We start from the raw sequence: 17,551 nt of genomic DNA, 5'->3' as shown, positions 1-17,551 counted from the left end.
TCGTTTTTAACCTTTGTCTGACTTATACACTTGGCAGGAGTGCTTCAGGCATCAGATTGTTATAGCTGGCTTCAAGCAGCAGCGCATTGGCTTTCTCGATATCAGGCGCGAAGTAGCGGTCTTTATCATAGAAGCTGACGCGCTCACGCAGACGATCTTTGGCTTCTTCGATTCGTCCGGAGCTCTTTCTCGGTGAACGGAAATCCAGCCCTTGCGCCGCAGCCAGCAGTTCAACCGCCAGAATACCGCGGGTGTTTTCAGCCATGTCCGCCAGACGGCGACCGGCAAAAGTAGCCATTGAGACGTGGTCTTCCTGGTTTGCCGAGGTTGGCAGGCTGTCAACCGAAGCCGGGTGGGCGAGGGTTTTGTTCTCGCTTGCCAGAGCTGCAGACGTCACCTGAGCAATCATGAACCCTGAGTTCACGCCGCCATTGTCCACCAGGAACGGTGGCAGTTTGCTCAGTGCACTGTCAATCAACAGCGCCATGCGTCGCTCAGACAGGCTGCCGATTTCAGCAATTGCCAGCGCCAGGTTATCAGCTGCCATGGCGACTGGTTCTGCATGGAAGTTACCGCCGGAGATAATGTCATCATCTTCCGCAAAGACCAGCGGGTTGTCAGAAACCGCGTTGGACTCGACCAGAAGCACTTCGGCGGCCTGACGGATTTGCTGCAGGCAGGCACCCATCACCTGTGGCTGACAGCGCAGGGAATACGGATCCTGCACTTTCTCACAGTCGACGTGCGAGTCACCGATTTCACTGCGGTGATCCAGCATATGACGGTAGGCTGCGGCGGCATCCATCTGGCTGCGATGACCACGAACGCTGTGAATACGCGGGTCAAACGGACGACGGCTGCCCAGTGCTGCATCGACAGACATTGCGCCGCATACGGTCGCTGCAGAGAACAGATCCTCTGCGGCAAACAGACCTTCCAGTGCAAAGGCAGTCGAGGCTTGCGTACCGTTCAGCAGGGCCAGACCTTCTTTCGGTGCCAGGACAATCGGCTCCAGACCCGCAGCTTTGAGTGCCTGAGCGCCTGAAATGATCTCACCATGGTAACGTGCCTGACCTTCGCCAAGCAGAACAGTACTCATGTGTGCCAGTGGCGCCAGGTCACCGGATGCACCGACAGAGCCTTTTTTCGGAATGCAAGGATACACTTCAGCGTTGACCAGAGTGATCAGGGCATTGACGACTTCAGGGCGGATGCCGGAGAAGCCACGGGACAGACTGTTGATTTTCAGTACCATCATCAGACGGACAGTCGCGTCATCCATGAATTCGCCAATACCGGCTGCATGTGACAGGACGATACTGCGTTGCAGGGTTTCCAGATCTTCCACTGCGATCCGCGTGTTGGCCAGCAGACCAAACCCGGTGTTGATACCGTAAACCACGCGGTCTTCACGAATGATCTTTTCAACCGCTTCAGTGCTGGCTTTCATGCCTGCCAGCGCTGAGTCATGCAGAGACAATTTCACCGGGTTGCGGCTCACTTCACGCAGCTGCTTCAGATTCAGTTTTCCCGGGATGATTTCTAATTGATACATAGTCATTGTTCCTGCTCGAAATTATTTGTCAGTGATCATTGGCAGATCCAGGCCCTGCTCTTTGGCACAGTTGATCGCAATGTCGTAGCCAGCGTCTGCGTGACGCATCACACCTGTACCCGGGTCGTTGCGCAGAACGCGGCGGATACGCTCTTCAGCTTCGTCGGTACCGTCACAGACGATCACCATACCTGAATGCTGGGAGAAGCCCATACCCACACCACCACCATGGTGCAGAGATACCCAGGTTGCACCGGAAGCGGTGTTCAGCAGGGCATTCAGCAGCGGCCAGTCGGATACGGTGTCTGAACCGTCCATCATTCCTTCAGTTTCGCGGTTCGGGCTGGAAACAGAACCTGAATCCAGGTGGTCACGGCCAATTACGATCGGGGCTTTCAGCTCGCCGTTACGGACCATTTCGTTGAATGCCAGACCCAGACGGGCACGGTCTTTCAGGCCGACCCAGCAGATACGCGCCGGCAGTCCCTGGAACTGGATACGCTCGCGCGCCATGTCCAGCCAGTTGTGCAGGTGCGGGTTATCCGGGATCAGCTCTTTGACTTTCTGATCGGTTTTGTAGATGTCTTCCGGGTCGCCGGACAGGGCAGCCCAACGGAACGGACCAACACCTTCACAGAACAGCGGACGGATGTAAGCCGGTACAAATCCAGGGAAATCAAATGCGTTTTCAACGCCTTCTTCCAGCGCCATCTGACGGATGTTGTTACCGTAGTCGACGGTTGCAGAACCTGCTTTTTGTAAGTCCAGCATCGCCTGAACCTGAACCGCCATGGATTGTTTGGCTGCTTTCACAACGGCAGCTTCGTCTTTCTGGCGCATTTCTGCCGCGTGTGCCATGGTCCAGCCTTGTGGCAGGTAACCATTCAGCGGATCGTGGGCAGAGGTTTGGTCTGTCGTACAGTCTGGTACGATACCGCGTTTCACCAGCTCAGGGAAAACGTCAGCGGCATTGCCCAGCAGGCCAACAGACACAGGCTTACCGGTTTGTTTTGCTTCTTCAATAATTGCCAGTGCTTCATCCAGCGTCGTTGCTTTACAGTCGACATAACCGGTACGCAGGCGGTAATCGATACGGGATTCGTCACACTCGACGGCAACCATAGAGAAACCTGCCATGGTTGCTGCCAGCGGCTGAGCGCCACCCATACCGCCCAGACCACCGGTCAGGATCCAGCGACCGGAAGCATCACCGTTAAAGTGCTGGCGTGCCATCGCAACGAAAGTTTCGTAAGTGCCCTGCACGATGCCCTGAGAGCCGATGTAGATCCAGCTGCCCGCAGTCATCTGGCCGTACATCATCAGGCCTTTTTTATCCAGCTCGTTGAAGTGCTCCCAGTTTGCCCAGTGTGGCACGATGTTCGAGTTTGCGATCAGGACACGTGGTGCGTTGCTATGTGTTTTGAACACACCCACAGGTTTACCGGACTGAACCAGCAGCGTTTCGTCGTCTTCCAGACGCTTCAGAACTTCAACAATTTTGTCATAACATTCCCAGTTACGGGCTGCACGGCCAATACCACCGTAAACCACCAGTGAATGCGGGTGTTCAGCGACATCCGGATGCAGGTTGTTCATCAGCATGCGCAGTGGAGCTTCTGTCAGCCATGACTTGGCATTCAGCGTCGTGCCGGTTGGCGCCTTGATGGTACGGGTGGTATCCAGTCGTGAATTATGTTGTGTCATTTTGCTCTCCTTGCCGCTCTTCGATTAACGAATCGCGCGGGCGATAGTCCAGGCCAGCCGTGCAGCTAACCGTGCAGTTTGATTATCAATATCAAATCGAGGGTTGTACTCAGCCAGATCCGCGACCAGGATCTTCGATTCACCTTTCGGGGTTCTGGCTTTTAAAATCGGTTCGAGCAGCATTTCTACGATGTCGAACGGCACGCCGCGGGCGGCCGGGGCGCTGACGCCCGGTGCCACTGAGGCAGGGAACACATCCAGATCAATGGTCAGATAGAGGTAGTCACACTGATCAATGAAACGCTGCAGTTCGACCAGTGTCTGTTCAATCTTCTGATAGTTCAGTTCATGGTCATCTTTGTAAAACACGCCCAGCCGGTCTGCTTTTTCATAGAGCGCTTCTGTATTGCTGGTCCGTGCCAGGCCCAGACAAGCGTATTTGAACGGCCAGTTATGCACTTCACAAAAGCGGGCCGCCTGATGAAAAGGTGTGCCAGAGCTGCCTTTTTGGGACTGCTGACCACCCGGCGGGTTGCGCAGGTCAAAGTGGGCATCGAAGTTAATGATGCCAATGCGTGGTGCTTCGTCGTTACCTTCTGTCGCAACATGCTGTTTTTGCAGCAGGTAGTTACCGATGCCCTGAAACGATCCCCAGGCCACTTCATGGCCGCCGCCAAACACAATTACTTTGTGCTTCTGACGCAGGGCACGGCTGACATCTTCGGACAGGCGATGTTGTGCCAGTTCCAGATTGCTGTCGTCGCAACTGATGTTGCCACCGTCATACACCGGGCCTTCGTGGTGCCAGGCCAGATTGGCCAGCGCACGGCGAATGGCAACCGGGGCATCATAGGCGCCGGTACGGCCCTTGTTGCGGGATACCCCTTCATCGCAGGCAAAGCCCAGCAGCATGATGCCGCTGTCATTTGCGTTGTCGGCAGGCTGGACTTTTTCGTGCCAGCGCAGACCTTTGTTGCCGTCTTCAGGATCACTGCGGCCTTGCCAGACACTCATATCAATCGGCATACAGCCTCCTGTTACTGATTTTCAGGTTGATAAAAGAATTCGCCGTCAACGACACGGGCAATCAAATCCGGTACGCCCATGCGATAAGACAGTTCTGCAGGAGAACCGACGCGCCACAGTGCCAGATCAGCAGCCATGCCTTCGCGGATTTGCCCGCATGTTTCACTCCGTCCCAGTGCCTGTGCCGCATTGGCGGTTACGCCCCGCAGACATTCTTCAGGGGTCAGACGGAAGAAGGTACAGGCCATGTTCATCATGGTTTTCAGGGAAGCAATCGGAGACGTCCCCGGATTGAAATCGGTGGAAATTGCCATCGGCACACCTTTTTCCCTTAACAACGCGACAGGCGGCTGCTGGGTTTCACGCAGGAAATAGAAGGCACCCGGCAGAAGCGTCGCGACCGTGTTGTGTTTCGCCAGTGCTTCCACACCCGCTTCATCCAGATATTCAATATGGTCGACTGACTTGGCGCCCATTTCGGCGGCTAATGCACTCCCGCCCAGATTCGACAGCTGCTCGGTGTGGCCTTTGATCATCAGGCCGTGTTTGATTGCAGCATTGAAAACACGTTCGCATTGCGCAGGGGAGAACCCGATGCCTTCGCAGAACACATCGACTGCATCAGCCAGATTCTCCTGCGCTGCAGCCGGAATGATTTCATCGCACACTAAGTCAATGTAAGCATCACTGCGGCCTGCGAATTCTGGTGGCAGTGCATGGGCCGCCAGCAGGGTGGTGGAGACTTTGATATCTGCCTGTTCACCGATACGACGGGCAACACGCAGCATCTTCAGTTCATCTTCTGAGGTCAGGCCATAGCCGGATTTGATTTCCACTGTAGTGACACCGTCACGTTTCAGGCCAGCCAGACGTTCCATGGCTGAGTCGAACAACTCGTCTTCGGTTGCTTCCCGGGTGGCCCGTACGGTAGACAAAATACCGCCGCCGGCTTTGGCAATGTCTTCATAAGGCACGCCGTTCAGACGCTGTTCGAATTCATTGGCACGATTGCCTGCAAAGACAAGATGCGTGTGGCAGTCGATGAATCCCGGTGTGACCAGTGCTTGCCGGCAATCGATAATCTCAGCCTGACGCTCTGCATAGTTGAGCTGGTCCGCCTGATATGATCCCGCATAGCTGATCTTGCCCTGACGAATGATCACCATCGCGTTATCAATGACCTGATAACCGTGTTCCGGTGCCATCGTGACAAGTTTGAGATTGGTCAGAATGCGTTCCATTGAGCTGCATCTCTTGGGGTTGTTTATGTATATACAAATTAAAGTCTGAAATGCGATAAAACTCAAGACGTCATGTAATAAAAATGTGATCAATATTGAATGATTCTATTAACAGCTGTTGAGAATGCAGTGTTTGTTGTCAGTGAAAGAAGACATGCGTGAGGTATACAAAAAAGCCTGAATACGACATTCAGGCTTTGTAATCAGTCAGATAGCAGAGATAGGAGACTTTGTATGCTGTGTTCCGGGCTGAAGTGGCAGGTTATCCCACCCGGGTTCTGGAACTGAGTTTGTATTTGTCGCCCGGATGGTAGAGCAGGGCAGTGCTGATCAGATTTGTACTGCTCCAGGTACGGCGATTCAGGAGCAGACAAGGAGATGCTTCAGTCATTTCAAGCAGCTCACTGATGTGAGGCGGCGGCAGGATGGCCTCAACAGTATGCTCGATGTCACTGAGCGGGCATGTCTGCATCAGGTATTCATTCGGCGTTTGTGTCGTAAAATCCTGCTGGATGTAGTCCGGCGCAAAATACGGATTAACCCAGCGTTCTTCGAGCTGAATCGGGACGCTGTTTTCGTAATGGACAATTTGGGTAAAGTAGACTGTGGTGTCATGACGCACCCCCAGACGCAATGCGATATCATCGCGGGCTTTCACTTGCTTTTGGGTGATCACTTTACTGGAGTACTGGTGCCCCCGGCTGGTAACTTCTGTTGCAATATTGCGGATTTCCATCAGGGGAGATTCGGCTTTTTTATTACAGACAAAAGTGCCTAACCGTGGCGTGCGTTCCAGAAAACCTTCATTGACCAGTTCCTTGATCGCTTTATTCGCCGTCATCCGGCTGACTTCAAATTGTTCAGACAGCTCAATTTCGGTTGGAATTTTATGACCAGGGGGCCACTCGCGGCTCTGAATCTTCTGATCGAGGTAGTCTTTAATTTGCTGATAACGCGGTGCGTTTGCCATGGTGTTGTCTCTGAGTCATACGCGACTTTAAATTGCCTATACAAATGAAAGCAACTTTTGCCTTTTTTTGCAAGTGACTCACATCCCAAAGGCTTTTCTTCCTTTAGTTTTATGAGTCATTCCATTACAATTCGCCTTCTGTCTGGGGTCAGCAATTTTGATTTGTACCAAAATTCATACCGAAACAGACGCTTTCTCATCACCGTACTGCATCTTGGCAGGCGGTCAAACAAAAAATTGCATGTGCTACTTGGTATGTGGCACCACTGAACAAAGGATTAATGAATGCCTGTAATTACTCTTCCTGACGGCAGTCAACGCCAGTTTGATAACTCGGTTTCTACAATGGATGTCGCAGCATCAATCGGCCCTGGTCTGGCGAAAGCCTGTATCGCTGGTCGTGTTGATGGTGTACGCGTTGATGCGTGCGATCTGATTGAAAACGACGCGAACCTGGAAATCATCACTGCGAAAGACGATGACGGTCTGGAAATCGTTCGCCACTCTTGTGCACACTTGCTGGGTCATGCGATCAAGCAGCTTTATCCTGATGTGAAAATGGCGATCGGTCCTACTATTGATTCCGGTTTCTATTATGACGTTGATCTCGAGCAACCGCTGACCACCGAAGATCTGGAAAAGATCGAAAAACGTATGGTGGAGCTGGCGAAAACCAAATATCCGGTGATCAAGAAGAAAGTCAGCTGGCAGGAAGCGCGTGATACATTTGAATCACGTGGCGAACCGTACAAGATGGAAATTCTGGACGAGAATGTTTCTCGCGAAGATCGTCCGGGTTTATACCATCACGAAGAATATATCGACATGTGTCGTGGCCCGCACGTTCCGCACATGGGTTTCTGTCAGCACTTTAAACTGCTGAACGTTGCCGGTGCGTACTGGCGTGGTAACAGCGACAACAAAATGCTGCAGCGTATCTACGGTACAGCATTCCATGACAAGAAAGCGCTGAAAGCACACCTGACTCGTCTGGAAGAAGCAGCCAAGCGTGACCACCGTAAACTGGGTAAGCAACTTGATCTGTACCACATGCAGCAGGAAGCGCCGGGCATGGTGTTCTGGCATCACAACGGCTGGACTGTTTTCCGTGAGCTGGAAGTGTTCGTTCGCAGCAAACTGACTGAGTACGATTACCAGGAAGTGAAAGGTCCGCTGATGATGGACCGCGTGCTGTGGGAACGTTCTGGTCACTGGGACAAGTACGCTGAAAACATGTTCACCACTGAATCTGAGAAGCGTGAATATGCCATCAAGCCAATGAACTGTCCGGGCCATGTTCAGATCTTCAACCAGGGTCTGAAATCTTACCGTGATCTGCCGCTCCGTATGGCGGAGTTCGGCAGCTGTCACCGGAACGAACCATCAGGTGCACTGCACGGTCTGATGCGTGTTCGTGGTTTTACTCAGGATGATGCTCACGTGTTCTGTACTGAAGATCAGGTGCAGGAAGAAGTCACGGCTTGTATCAAGATGGTTTACGACATGTATGAGACCTTTGGTTTTAATAACATCGTGGTGAAACTGTCTACGCGTCCTGAAAAGCGTGTCGGCTCTGACGAAATGTGGGATCGCGCGGAATCAGACCTGAAAGTTGCACTGGAATCCATGAATATTCCATATGACATTCAGGAAGGCGAAGGTGCGTTCTACGGACCTAAGATTGAGTTCACTCTGCATGACTGTCTGGATCGTGCTTGGCAGTGCGGTACTGTTCAGCTAGACTTTGCTCTGCCTGAGCGTTTGGGTGCTACTTATGTGGGTGAAGATAACGAGCGTCACACGCCTGTGATGATTCACCGTGCAATTCTTGGCTCCCTGGAACGTTTCATCGGTATTCTGATTGAAGAGTATGCAGGTTATTTCCCGACCTGGCTGGCGCCACAACAAGCAGTTGTCATGAATATCACTGACAGTCAGTCAGAATATGTTCGCGAAGTTGTAGAAAAACTGCAAAAAAGTGGAATCCGAGTCAATGCGGACTTGAGAAATGAGAAAATTGGCTTTAAAATCCGCGAACATACTTTGAAGCGAGTTCCGTACATGCTGGTTTGCGGCGACAAAGAAGTCGAAGCAGGCGAGATTGCAGTTCGGACTCGCAAGGGTAACGATTTGGGTAAATTTAAGATTGACGATTTTGTTGCTTACATGCAGCAAGAGATTAGCAGTCGTAAGCTCAATGTTTTGGAGGAATAAGGTATTAAAGGCGGAAGAAGAACTCAAGCACCAGTTAAGCAAAATCCACACCGTGTCAATGGCGAAATCCGTGGCGTACGCGAAGTTCGTTTAACTGGAATCGATGGCGAATCTATCGGTGTTGTTTCTATTGAAGAAGCAATGGAAACAGCGAATGAAGCTGGTGTCGATCTCGTTGAAATCAGCCCTAATGCCGAGCCACCTGTCTGTCGTGTGATGGACTACGGCAAGTACCTGTTCGAAAAGAGCAAGGCTGCTAAAGAGCAAAAGAAAAAGCAAAAACAAATCCAAGTGAAGGAAGTTAAATTCCGTCCTGGTACAGATGAAGGCGATTATCAGGTAAAACTGCGCAACCTGACTCGCTTTTTAGAAGAGGGCAACAAGGGTAAAGTCACACTGCGTTTCCGCGGTCGTGAAATGGCCCACCAAGGTCTGGGTATCGATCTGCTCAACCGCATTAAGGATGAACTGGCCGACATCGCTGTCGTCGAGAGCTTCCCTAATAAAGTTGAAGGTCGTCAGATGACCATGATGCTTGCCCCTAAGAAGAAGTAATTTAGGCCTTCAAGTAGCACAAAGCGCTGCTTTGAGCAGCGCTTTGTGTTCGCCTGATTACTGTGTTATTAACTATCAACAATGCGGAGTCTCATCATGCCTAAGATGAAATCCAACAAAGGTGCTGCTAAGCGTTTTAAGAAAACTGCTGGTGGTTTTAAGTACAAGCGTGCGACTAAGCGTCACATCCTGACCAAACGTACGACTAAGAACAAGCGTCAGCTGCGTCCAAACTGCATTCTTCCAGCATGTGAAGTAGCAGCAGTAGCACGTATGCTGCCATTCGCTTAATCGTTTTTAGTTCTCGTTTAATTTAAGTTAGGAGTTTCCTATGCCTCGCGTAAAACGTGGTGTACAAGCACGTGCACGTCACAAAAAAGTTCTTAAACAAGCTAAAGGTTACTACGGTGCACGTTCACGTGTATACCGCGTAGCTTTCCAAGCAGTTACTAAAGCCGGTCAATACGCTTACCGTGACCGTCGCAACAAGAAACGTACTTTCCGTCAACTGTGGATTGCACGTATCAATGCTGCGGCACGTCAAAACGACATGACTTACAGCGCATTCATCAACGGTCTGAAGAAAGCATCTATCGAAATCGATCGTAAGATCCTGGCTGATATCGCTGTTTTCGACAAAGCGACTTTCACCGTTCTGGTTGAAAAAGCGAAAGCTGCACTGTAATTACAGTTCAGTTTGATGGGAAAGGAGAGCTTCGGCTCTCCTTTTTTCTTTTTGTATTGATTCGATTATTTCTCTTCACAACCCTTCAGTTTTTCCCAGGGGCTGTCAGGTGTCGTGCCCGGTATTTCCTGAACGGTCCACCATTTTGCCTGCCAGTAACTGCCCTGATATTTCACCAGATCACCGGCTCGGTATGTCCGATGAGCAGACCATGCCTCTTGAGCGCAACTCAGATAAGGCGTTGGGGCGTGCATCCATTTCACTAACTGACGGTGAGAGATAAAGCGAACTTCCTGTTTGGTCAGCGCGTACCGGAAAAATGATCTGAGCACTTCCTGGCGTTCAGAGACCGTGGTGTCAGGCATACCGATGTGTTCGCCGCCCTTGACTGTGCCGTAGAAAGCAGAGTGTAAGCCCAGCACTAACGGGGCACGATTTCCTTGTAAATGAAGGTCGAGGTTGTATTTATACAGCGCGAGTACATCGGCAGCATTCAGGCCATATCCACCCCAATCGGTTGTGGTGTATAGGTTCCAGTCAAAATTATCAGCTTTTCTCGTCTGCGGATCATAATAGGGAACCCGGCTGGCTATTTTGTCATTGAGTGAATAGGGCAGTCCATACGCAACGGCTTCTTCATCGTTTGGCACAATCAGCGTTTGCATTGGTACTTCCCAAAGTCCGGTGACATTTTTCACCACAGGTTTCCAGCCACCTTGCTGAGCAATGAATTGTGACGGACTGCCGTTATCCAGTGTGTGGGGCCAGTAATTGTTGGTGCCGTCTTCTTCGGCAGTAATGCCTGCCGGAAAACTCACATCATATTGAATCCCATTGGCTGTCAGCGCATCTAATGTATTGTCGTTATACGTCAGAAATGGGGCCCGGAATCCTGCAATAGCGGGTGCGCCGATACCCCCTTGTTCAACATTCTGCGTCAGAAACTGATTGCAACGGGCGACTTCCTGCTGCCATTGCGCCGCAGTCATCCAGGATTCCAGCGGGTTATAGTTCACTTTGTCATCGGGGTGTGTTTCTGTGTGATTGGCAATCTCGTGGCCAGCTCGGTTGAGCTGTCGCCAGAGTGACACAATTTCTGGCAGAGTCCTTGCCGGCTGGCAATGCATGAAAAAGGTGGAAGTTAAAGGTGAACCGGCAAATGCATCCAGCCCCCGGGGGTTGGTATGGCTGTTCAGGGTTGCTTCGACCCATCGCAGACCATCGGCTTCTGTGTTGTCGTCAAAACCCAGTGCGATAAACATAGGTGTTTTTACCGTTTCTATCGGACTGTTTTGCTGAGCGGGGTATAAACCAGCATAAACCAGGTCAGATGAAGCCAGGATGAGACCAGATAAGATTGTGGCTGTGTATTTTTTCATCAGTGGTTCCTTTTTCGCGAGTAAAAAACAGAATGAAAAAAACATCATCCCAGAAAGGAATGACAACCTTGATGCTAAGGAATGATGAAAAAGTAATTCTTTGAAAGTTCCGGCATTAATTCTGATAAATGAAGAGCGTTGCAAAGGGAAGAGTGACTGATCCGGTATCAGTGATGACTTGTTCAGCTCGAGATGTAATCAATCCGCACTTCTTACTTACAAATAATAATTATTTTCATTTAAAGGGCGGCGTCCTTGCGATAGAATCCCCGCACTTTTCGTTCTATGCAGTTTATTACCTATTAGGCATGTTGTTATTTAAAGTAAGATTATGTTCTGTCGCTGTTTTTCTGGCGGTTTCATCTCCTTTATCTATTGCTGCACCATCAACGTATGACGAAGCCGGGATGGAGACGATTGATGTCATTGGTACGCGTATGGCCAGGCCGGTTGTGCTGAAAAGCCAGGTGAAGTCACCATGACCCTGAGTGAAATTGAAGAGCTTCAGCCCACAAATCTGGCTGAATTGGCGGATGCAATACCGGGCGTGAATCTGGATGGCGGCGCACGCTCCAGCGGCGAGCGAATCAGCATTTGGGGCTTCTCTGATCCGGATGATATCAATGTCATGGTGGACGGCGCGCCCATTGGTTTTCAGCAATATCGTTACGGCAGTTTCTTCTTTGATCCAGCCTTGATCAGCGAAGTTTATCTGACCAAAGGTGCCCATGAAGTGCGTACCGGTAATGGTGGCTTTGGCGGCACCATGCAGCTGAGGACCAAAGACGCGTCCGATTTCTTGCGTGGGAATGATACTTTTGGTGTTCGTCTGCAAGGCGGTTACAACACAAACGATGAGTTGGAACGTTACAGTGCGACTGCGTACGGCATGCTCGGTGAAGACTGGCAATTTTTGGTCAATGGTGTTTTTCGCGAGTCAAACGACGTCACGCTCGGGAATGGGGAGACACTGGATTATTCAGCTTATGAGCAGCACAACATGCTGGCGAAGCTGAGTTATGAAAACCTGGAGCACCGGCTGATGCTCAGCCACAGCCGTTACAAAGATACAGGCCAGAAACCCTGGGCAACCCGACGGGGTGGCATGCCGGAAATTACCGATCGTTTGATTGAGAAATACGGCTCTTATGATGCAGCCTTATATGCATACACAGTCAATAATACCTTCACGGACGAGACAACCACCTTTAATTATCAGTATTCTCCGATCAGTCCTTGGGTGGATGTCGAGCTTGTCCTTGCCCACTCGAAAAATGAGCGCCATTGGGTACGGCCGGATATCGCATGGGACAAGATGTACGTCAGCGTAGGTAACTATGGTCATGAATCCTGGCTGAGTTATCGACGTGACTACGCCAGCCTGACGAATACCGCCACATTGGGTAAGCATGTGGTCGAAACCGGTCTCCAGTATAAATCGATTGATCGAAACTCTCATGTCTTCAATAAAAGTGCCGCGAAGAACGAGAAAAAGAATTTCGGCTATTACACACCGTATTTTGAACCTTCCGGGACGCAGGATACTTATTCCTTCTATATCAAGGATGACTATCACCTGACCGATCAATGGCTGATCACACCTTCACTTCGTTACGATTACATCGTGAGTGAAGGGAAAGAGAATCTGGCGAGTGATTACAATGATCCCGATGCCGGGCATGATTACAGCAAAGTCTCACATCGTGGCTGGAGCCCTCGACTGGCGTTGAATTATCAGTGGCTGCCGACCACAGCGTTTAATTTTGCTTACGCTTACAGCCTCAAGGCACCCAGTATTGATGATATTTATTCGGTCCAGTATGCCCGTGCGAGTAAAGCAATCAGCAGCAGCCGGGATCTGGAATTGGAGCGAATTCATGCGTACAAGCTTGGCGTGCTGCATCAGGAGAGAGGTTTTGTGGCGGCAGGGGATCATCTGGCTGCTGAACTGACATTGCACTGGAATCAGGCTGAAAACGATGTTGCACAGCGCCGTGGTGAGAAGTCGACTGAACAGTTGCAGGGCTGGCGCACGAATCTGGATGGTTACCATATTTATGGTGCGGATTTCCGGGCTTTTTATCGTCTGAACGGCTGGTATACCGATCTGTCAGCCAGTGTGCTGAGGGGCAAACATGAGGGTTCTCTTGCTGACAGCACCGGCACGAATGAATACCTGCCGGGCATTGCACCGCTCAATGTCAATCTGGGCCTGGGATATCAATGGTATGAAGGGCTGACAACAGGCTGGAAAGTTCGCTGGTACGACGAACAGCACCGGACGCCGCCCGCTGACGATCTGTTTTACCTCTCAGTGAAAAGTGAATCTTATACGTTGCAGGAACTGTATGCAGAATGGCTGCCCGTGCCATCAAATCAGGATTTCATCACAAGTCTGACGGTGAAAAACCTGACGGATCGTTACTACGAACCTTATCTGGCGGCAGGGGTGCCGGGTGCAGGTCGTGATATTCGGTTCTCTGTTACCTATAAATGGTAAGCACACTGCGAGATGTCCATTGCTTCCGGCCCCCTCAGTTGCAGGAGGGCCGGGATGCTGACAGTGCAGACTTTGCAAAAAGGGACAGATTCCAGCTTTTTAGGCTCCAGGCTGGTAATTTTTTTAAGCAAATGCACCGCTAAGTGGCGATTGCGTTTGGATTTAGCATCAGCTTTCTTTAATATGTATCGTTACGCGAATTTATCATCTCCCTTGAAGGATGCCACCTTGTGTGGATGAGGAAACGATGCAACATCTAGAAGAGATTATTGCCAACGCAACGGCAGCGATTGAGCAGGCTGAATCTGTCGCCGCTCTGGACGAAGTCCGTGTCCAATATCTGGGTAAGAAGGGTGACCTGACCCTTCAACTGCAAAGTCTGGGTAAATTGCCACCTGAAGAGCGCCGTGAAGCTGGTCAGCTGATCAACCAGGCGAAACAAGCTGTTCAGCAGGCAATTGCCGCTCGTAAAGACGCTTTGCAACGCGCCGAACTGGAAGCCAAACTGGCTGCAGAAACCATTGACGTCAGCCTGCCGGGCCGCCGCATTGAGAATGGTGGTCTGCACCCGGTTACCCGTACAATGGAGCGTATTGAAAGCTTCTTTGGCGAACTTGGCTTTACCGTTGAATCCGGCCCGGAGATCGAAGATGGTTTCCATAACTTTGATGCGCTGAACATTGCCAAAGATCACCCGGCTCGTACCGACCACGATACATTCTTCTTTAATCCGGATCTGATGCTGCGTACGCACACTTCTGGTGTACAGATTCGTACGATGGAAGCGAGTCAGCCGCCACTGCGTTTTATCGCACCGGGCCGTGTATACCGTAACGACTACGACCAGACCCATACACCAATGTTCCATCAGGTTGAAGGGATGCTGGTTGATGAAAACGTCAACTTCGCACAGCTGAAAGGCATTCTGCACGATTTTCTAAAAAACTTCTTCGAGGAAGATTTGGAAATTCGTTTCCGTCCTTCTTATTTCCCGTTTACAGAGCCTTCAGCAGAAGTCGATGTGCGTCGTAAAGGCGGCAAGTGGCTGGAGATTCTGGGTTGCGGTATGGTTCACCCTAATGTACTGCGCGCTGTAAACATCGACCCGGAAAAATACTCAGGCTTTGCCTTCGGTATTGGTGTCGAGCGTCTGACCATGCTGCGATACGGCGTGAACGACCTGCGTGCATTCTTCGAAAACGATCTTCGTTTCCTGAAACAGTTCAAGTAAGCATTAGGGGCTAGCAAATTATGAAATTCTCTGAATCTTGGCTACGCGAGTGGGTTAATCCTGCTAACAACAGCGAAGAACTAGCTCACCAGATCACGATGGCGGGCCTGGAAGTTGACGGTATTGAAGCTGTCGCAGGCACCTTTAACGGCGTGAAAGTCGGTCAGGTGGTTGAGTGTGGTCAGCATCCTGATGCCGACAAACTGCGTGTCACCAAAGTTGATGTGGGTGAAGAAGAACTGCTGGATATCGTCTGCGGTGCACCAAACTGTCGTCAGGGTCTGAAAGTTGCGGTAGCAACGGTAGGCGCTGTACTGCCGGGTGACTTCAAAATTAAGAAAGCGAAACTGCGTGGTCAGCCTTCTCACGGCATGCTGTGTTCTTTTTCTGAATTAGGTATTGATGTTGACTCCGACGGCATCATGGAACTGCCGGAAAGTGCCGTGATCGGTACTGACTTCCGCGAATTCCTGAGCCTGAACGATGTCATCATTGATGTTGATCTGACGCCAAATCGTGCAGACTGCCTGAGCATTGCTGGCCTGGCTCGTGAAGTCGGTGTCCTGAACCGTGCTGCGGTCACTGAACCAGCATTTGAAGTCGTTGCACCTGCAATGGACGACAAAATTTCCATCGAAGTGAAAGCGCCGGAAGCTTGTCCGCGCTATCAGGGCCGTATCATTCGCAATGTGAATGTGAAAGCTGAATCTCCTCTGTGGATGACGGAAAAACTGCGTCGTTGTGGTGTTCGTTCAATTGATCCAATCGTCGATATCACCAACTATGTCATGCTGGAGCTGGGTCAGCCGATGCATGCGTTTGATCTGAACCAGATCGATGGCGGTATTGTGGTCCGTATGGCAGAGCAGGGCGAGAAGCTGACGCTGCTGGACGGGACCGAAGCTGAACTGAACAGCGATACGCTGGTGATTGCTGACCAGTCGAAAGCACTGGCGATGGCCGGTATCTTTGGTGGTGAACACTCAGGTGTGAGCGCAGAAACCAAAGATGTGCTGCTGGAATGTGCGTTCTTTGCACCGGATGCAATCCGCGGCCGTGCACGTAGCTACGGTCTGCACACCGATTCTTCTCACCGCTTTGAGCGCGGTGTGGATGTGGCATTGCAAACAAAAGCCATGGAGCGTGCGACTGCGCTGATGGTTGAGATTTGCGGTGGTGACGTTGCGCCGATTGTTGAAGCTGAATCTGAGCAGTCTCTGCCTCAGCAAAGCAGCATTATCCTGCGTCGCAGTAAACTGGACAGCCTGCTGGGCCATTTTGTTTCCGATGAAGACGTGGTTGAAATCCTGAGCCGTCTGGGCTGTATCGTTGAACCAACAGATACTGGCTGGCGTGCGGTTGCGCCATCATGGCGTTTCGATCTGGCGATTGAAGAAGATCTGGTTGAAGAAGTTGGCCGTATTTATGGTTACAACAATATTCCGGTTCAGTCTCCAGTGGCTGCGCTGAGCATGAATCTGCATCAGGAAGCAAATCTGCCGCTGAAACGCGTACGTGATCTGCTGGTTGATCGTGGTTATCAGGAAGCGATTACGTACAGCTTTGTTGAGCCAGAGCAGCAAAAATTGATCGTTCCTGAAATCGACGCCATTATTCTGCCGCATCCTATCTCTGCTGAAATGTCAGCGATGCGTCTGAGCCTGTGGCCTGGTCTGCTGAATACTGTTGCGTTCAACCAGAATCGTCAGCAGCCGCGTGTTCGTCTGTTCGAATCCGGTATGCGTTTTATTCCGGATGAGAATGCAGAAAACGGCATTCGTCAGGAAACGATGCTGGCAGGTGTGATTGCCGGTGCACGCAGTGAAGAACACTGGGACATCGCGACAAACACGGTTGATTTCTTCGACCTGAAAGGTGATCTGGAAGCGATTCTGGAACTGACAGCGAACGCTGACTTTACGTTTAAAGCAGCCAAACACCCGGCTCTGCATCCGGGTCAGTCTGCAGCGATTATTGTCGATGGCCAGGAAGTCGGCTTTATCGGTACGGTGCACCCTGAGCTGGAGCGTAAGTTCGATCTAAATGGTCGTACAATCGTATTTGAAATTGAGTGGACTGCAATTGCAAGCCGCGCAATCCCTCAGGCTAAGCCTGTTTCCAAGTTCCCGGCAAACCGTCGTGACATTGCTGTTGTGGTTGCAGAAGATGTAGCTGCTGGTGAGGTTCTGGCAGCTTGTCAGGCACATGGTGGTGAATTGCTGACTGATGTTAACCTGTTCGACGTTTACCGTGGTAAAGGCGTTGAAGAAGGTAAGAAGAGTCTGGCGATTGCTCTTTACCTGCAATCCGCTGAGCGTACGCTTGAAGAAGCGGATATTCAGGGGGCAGTTGAAGCGATTGTCGCCGTACTGGGCGAACAATTTGGTGCGAGTCTGCGTGATTAACCCTCTGTAATCACTTGAGATTTGATGAAAAAGCAGCCGCAGAGGCTGCTTTTTTTTGATTTTTTTGCAGACAGAGCTAAGATTCT

General features: G+C 50.9%; 14 protein-coding genes. 8 read left to right on the top strand and 6 right to left on the bottom strand.

What is annotated here, in order from left to right:
* Positions 1-22: 22 nt before the first annotated feature.
* The 5 genes from hutH to hutC all read right to left on the bottom strand — a co-directional run bounded on the left by hutH (position 23) and on the right by hutC (position 6,496).
* A complete protein-coding gene (gene hutH, locus L4174_RS08795; RefSeq protein WP_371929323.1) occupies positions 23-1,555 on the bottom strand; it encodes a histidine ammonia-lyase in 1,533 nt (510 codons plus the stop codon).
* A gap of 21 nt (positions 1,556-1,576) precedes the next feature.
* Positions 1,577-3,259, bottom strand: a complete 1,683-nt coding sequence (gene hutU / locus L4174_RS08790; protein ID WP_248140402.1) for a urocanate hydratase — start codon at positions 3,257-3,259, stop codon at positions 1,577-1,579.
* A 24-nt stretch (positions 3,260-3,283) separates the two neighbouring features.
* Positions 3,284-4,285: a formimidoylglutamase gene (hutG, locus tag L4174_RS08785; RefSeq protein ID WP_248140401.1), complete on the bottom strand. Its 1,002-nt coding sequence runs from the start codon at positions 4,283-4,285 to the stop codon at positions 3,284-3,286.
* An 11-nt stretch (positions 4,286-4,296) separates the two neighbouring features.
* Positions 4,297-5,526 (bottom strand): imidazolonepropionase, encoded by a 1,230-nt coding sequence (hutI, locus tag L4174_RS08780; protein ID WP_248140400.1) that lies wholly within the window; start codon positions 5,524-5,526, stop codon positions 4,297-4,299.
* Between the two features lie 262 nt (positions 5,527-5,788).
* The gene (gene hutC, locus L4174_RS08775; protein ID WP_248140399.1) at positions 5,789-6,496 is read right to left on the bottom strand and encodes a histidine utilization repressor; all 708 of its coding nucleotides are present in this window, start codon (positions 6,494-6,496) and stop codon (positions 5,789-5,791) included.
* A gap of 285 nt (positions 6,497-6,781) precedes the next feature.
* Here hutC and thrS point away from each other — a divergent pair, with 285 nt between their 5' ends.
* From thrS to rplT, 4 genes are all read left to right on the top strand, one after another.
* Positions 6,782-8,710 (top strand): threonine--tRNA ligase, encoded by a 1,929-nt coding sequence (thrS, locus tag L4174_RS08770; RefSeq protein ID WP_248140398.1) that lies wholly within the window; start codon positions 6,782-6,784, stop codon positions 8,708-8,710.
* A gap of 3 nt (positions 8,711-8,713) precedes the next feature.
* Positions 8,714-9,265, top strand: a complete 552-nt coding sequence (gene infC, locus L4174_RS08765) for a translation initiation factor IF-3 (protein WP_248141651.1) — start codon at positions 8,714-8,716, stop codon at positions 9,263-9,265.
* Positions 9,266-9,361: 96 nt separating this feature from the next.
* Positions 9,362-9,556 carry a 50S ribosomal protein L35 gene (gene rpmI / locus L4174_RS08760; RefSeq protein ID WP_036752866.1) on the top strand — a complete coding sequence of 65 codons (195 nt, stop codon included), beginning with the start codon at positions 9,362-9,364 and terminating at the stop codon, positions 9,554-9,556.
* A 40-nt stretch (positions 9,557-9,596) separates the two neighbouring features.
* Positions 9,597-9,950 carry a 50S ribosomal protein L20 gene (gene rplT, locus L4174_RS08755; protein ID WP_248140397.1) on the top strand — a complete coding sequence of 118 codons (354 nt, stop codon included), beginning with the start codon at positions 9,597-9,599 and terminating at the stop codon, positions 9,948-9,950.
* 65 nt (positions 9,951-10,015) lie between these two features.
* Here rplT and L4174_RS08750 read toward each other — a convergent pair whose 3' ends face one another.
* On the bottom strand, positions 10,016-11,329 hold the full coding sequence (locus L4174_RS08750) for a polysaccharide deacetylase family protein (protein ID WP_248140396.1): 1,314 nt from the start codon (positions 11,327-11,329) through the stop codon (positions 10,016-10,018).
* 152 nt (positions 11,330-11,481) lie between these two features.
* Here L4174_RS08750 and L4174_RS08745 point away from each other — a divergent pair, with 152 nt between their 5' ends.
* The 4 genes from L4174_RS08745 to pheT all read left to right on the top strand — a co-directional run bounded on the left by L4174_RS08745 (position 11,482) and on the right by pheT (position 17,465).
* Positions 11,482-11,811 carry a hypothetical protein gene (locus L4174_RS08745; RefSeq protein WP_248140395.1) on the top strand — a complete coding sequence of 110 codons (330 nt, stop codon included), beginning with the start codon at positions 11,482-11,484 and terminating at the stop codon, positions 11,809-11,811.
* Positions 11,808-13,829, top strand: a complete 2,022-nt coding sequence (locus tag L4174_RS08740; protein WP_248140394.1) for a TonB-dependent receptor domain-containing protein — start codon at positions 11,808-11,810, stop codon at positions 13,827-13,829. The genes L4174_RS08745 and L4174_RS08740 overlap by 4 nt, the downstream gene beginning before the upstream one ends.
* Positions 13,830-14,076: 247 nt before the next feature.
* Positions 14,077-15,060: a phenylalanine--tRNA ligase subunit alpha gene (gene pheS / locus L4174_RS08735; RefSeq protein ID WP_248140393.1), complete on the top strand. Its 984-nt coding sequence runs from the start codon at positions 14,077-14,079 to the stop codon at positions 15,058-15,060.
* A gap of 20 nt (positions 15,061-15,080) precedes the next feature.
* Positions 15,081-17,465 (top strand): phenylalanine--tRNA ligase subunit beta, encoded by a 2,385-nt coding sequence (gene pheT / locus L4174_RS08730; protein ID WP_248140392.1) that lies wholly within the window; start codon positions 15,081-15,083, stop codon positions 17,463-17,465.
* Positions 17,466-17,551: the final 86 nt, after the last annotated feature.

This window comes from Photobacterium sp. CCB-ST2H9, assembly GCF_023151555.2.
In the GTDB taxonomy this organism is placed as follows: domain Bacteria; phylum Pseudomonadota; class Gammaproteobacteria; order Enterobacterales; family Vibrionaceae; genus Photobacterium.
This window is presented reverse-complemented; position numbering and strand designations above follow the sequence as displayed.

What these genes read in the sequence shown, in the direction of transcription:
- hutH (WP_371929323.1), bottom strand. Translation starts at nt 1,555, where the DNA reads ATGTATCAATTAGAAATCATCCCGGGAAAACTGAATCTGAAGCAGCTG.
- hutU (WP_248140402.1), bottom strand. Translation starts at nt 3,259, where the DNA reads ATGACACAACATAATTCACGACTGGATACCACCCGTACCATCAAGGCG.
- hutG (WP_248140401.1), bottom strand. Translation starts at nt 4,285, where the DNA reads ATGCCGATTGATATGAGTGTCTGGCAAGGCCGCAGTGATCCTGAAGAC.
- hutI (WP_248140400.1), bottom strand. Translation starts at nt 5,526, where the DNA reads ATGGAACGCATTCTGACCAATCTCAAACTTGTCACGATGGCACCGGAA.
- hutC (WP_248140399.1), bottom strand. Translation starts at nt 6,496, where the DNA reads ATGGCAAACGCACCGCGTTATCAGCAAATTAAAGACTACCTCGATCAG.
- thrS (WP_248140398.1), top strand. Translation starts at nt 6,782, where the DNA reads ATGCCTGTAATTACTCTTCCTGACGGCAGTCAACGCCAGTTTGATAAC.
- rpmI (WP_036752866.1), top strand. Translation starts at nt 9,362, where the DNA reads ATGCCTAAGATGAAATCCAACAAAGGTGCTGCTAAGCGTTTTAAGAAA.
- rplT (WP_248140397.1), top strand. Translation starts at nt 9,597, where the DNA reads ATGCCTCGCGTAAAACGTGGTGTACAAGCACGTGCACGTCACAAAAAA.
- L4174_RS08750 (WP_248140396.1), bottom strand. Translation starts at nt 11,329, where the DNA reads ATGAAAAAATACACAGCCACAATCTTATCTGGTCTCATCCTGGCTTCA.
- L4174_RS08740 (WP_248140394.1), top strand. Translation starts at nt 11,808, where the DNA reads ATGACCCTGAGTGAAATTGAAGAGCTTCAGCCCACAAATCTGGCTGAA.
- pheS (WP_248140393.1), top strand. Translation starts at nt 14,077, where the DNA reads ATGCAACATCTAGAAGAGATTATTGCCAACGCAACGGCAGCGATTGAG.
- pheT (WP_248140392.1), top strand. Translation starts at nt 15,081, where the DNA reads ATGAAATTCTCTGAATCTTGGCTACGCGAGTGGGTTAATCCTGCTAAC.